Annotated in this window: 1 protein-coding gene; it reads right to left on the bottom strand. The window is 68.9% G+C overall.

Annotated elements, in window-relative coordinates:
- Nucleotides 1-119: 119 nt before the first annotated feature.
- Nucleotides 120-514, bottom strand: a 395-nt coding sequence (locus tag DEJ24_RS16485; protein WP_309147025.1) for an amino acid--tRNA ligase-related protein, incomplete at its 5' end; no start/stop codon positions are given.

Below are 514 nucleotides of genomic sequence, written 5' to 3'. Positions count from 1 at the left end.
CGCAGACGCCCCCGCGCGGTGCGCCGTGGCACCGCACAACGGAAACCGGCTCGAACCACGGATGTCCGTGGTTCGAGCCGGTTCCTGTTGTGCGAAGGCGGTTCGCGCCGCCGAAGCGCCTAGGGCGTGAGACGGGTCGGGCCGCGGAACAGGTAGGTGACCTCGCGGATGGACGGCTCGCCGAGCATGAGCATCAGCACACGGGCCAGACCCATGCCGAAGCCACCGTGCGGCGGGACGCCGTAGCGGAAGAAGTCGAGGTACCAGCCGAGCTCGGCGGGGTCCAGGCCCTTCTCCTCCGCCTGGGCGATGAGGACGTCGACCCGGTGCTCACGCTGGGCGCCTGTCGAGATCTCGGCGCCGTTGAAGAGCAGGTCGTAGCTGTTCGTGAGCGTCGGGTCGTCAGCGTGACGCATGTGGTAGTACGGGCGGATCGAGGCGTCGTAGTCGGTGACGAAGACGAACTCCGAGCCGTGGTGCTCCTTCGCCCAGGCCGACACGCGACGCTCGCCCT

The organism is Curtobacterium sp. MCPF17_001 (assembly GCF_003234615.1).
Classification (GTDB): Bacteria; Actinomycetota; Actinomycetes; order Actinomycetales; family Microbacteriaceae; genus Curtobacterium.
The sequence above is the reverse complement of the archived record's forward strand: the minus strand, read 5'-3'. Positions and strand labels throughout refer to the sequence as shown.